The 900-nt window shown below is 61.9% G+C and carries 1 protein-coding gene and 1 pseudogene; both read left to right on the forward strand.

Annotation, left to right across the window (positions count from 1 at the left end; all coding sequences use genetic code 11):
• Nucleotides 1-430: TRAM domain-containing protein (locus tag EOA85_RS36185; protein ID WP_127212795.1), on the forward strand; the 430-nt coding region annotated here is incomplete at its 5' end.
• A gap of 26 nt (nt 431-456) precedes the next feature.
• Nucleotides 457-900: pseudogene (locus EOA85_RS36190) on the forward strand (PhoH family protein); the annotation flags it as partial.

Raw genomic sequence — 900 nt, forward strand, 5'->3', positions numbered from 1 at the left:
GAGCGATATCGCGCTTTCAGGCGACTTCATTGTCGGCTTTCCCGGCGAGACGGATGCGGATTTCGAGGCGACGATGGACCTTGTCCGCCAGGTGAACTATGCCTCGGCCTTCTCATTCAAATATTCGCCGCGCCCTGGCACGCCGGGCGCGGAAATGGCCGATCATGTGCCGGAAGCCGTCAAGGACGAGCGCCTGCAGCGATTGCAGGCGCTGCTGCTGAAGCAGCAGCAGGATTTCGGCGCGAGCCTGGTCGGCAGCACCATCGACACGCTGATCGAGAAGCCGGGCCGCCAGGCTGGCCAGAAGGTCGGCCGCTCGCCGTGGCTGCAGCCGGTTATTGTTGATGAAAAGTCCGGCGAAATCGGTGAGATTATCCAGGTACGAATCACGAAGACGGGTTACAACAGCCTGTTCGCCGAATTGGCCTGAAGGTCTCGGCAGATGAGGAGAGACGGTTGAGCGCTGCGGAAGTGAAGAACCTGCCCCAGAACCTACCATCGGGGGCTTCGGATATGGCGCACATCGTTCTGACTTTCGACAACAACAAGCTTGCCAGCGCCCTTTATGGCCAGTTTGACGAGAATCTGGCCAGGCTGGAGCAGAAGCTTGGCGTCGATATCCGCTCGCGAGGCAACCAACTGACCATCAAGGGCTCCGCCTCGGCCGCCGAGCAGGCGCGCCGCGCCCTGGACAATCTCTACGGCATTCTCCAGAAAGGCGCTGACATCGGCCAGTCGGACGTCGACGGCGCCGTGCGCATGGCGATCGCCGCCGACGACCAGCTGACGCTGCCGACGCTGGAGCGCAAGGGCAAGGTGTCAGCCGCCCAGATATCGACGCGCAAGAAGACGATTTATGCCCGTTCGCTCAACCAGGACGCCTATATGCGCGCCCTGGAG

Origin of the sequence: Mesorhizobium sp. M5C.F.Ca.IN.020.29.1.1 (assembly GCF_003997375.1) — a bacterium.
In the GTDB taxonomy this organism is placed as follows: domain Bacteria; phylum Pseudomonadota; class Alphaproteobacteria; order Rhizobiales; family Rhizobiaceae; genus Mesorhizobium; species Mesorhizobium wenxiniae.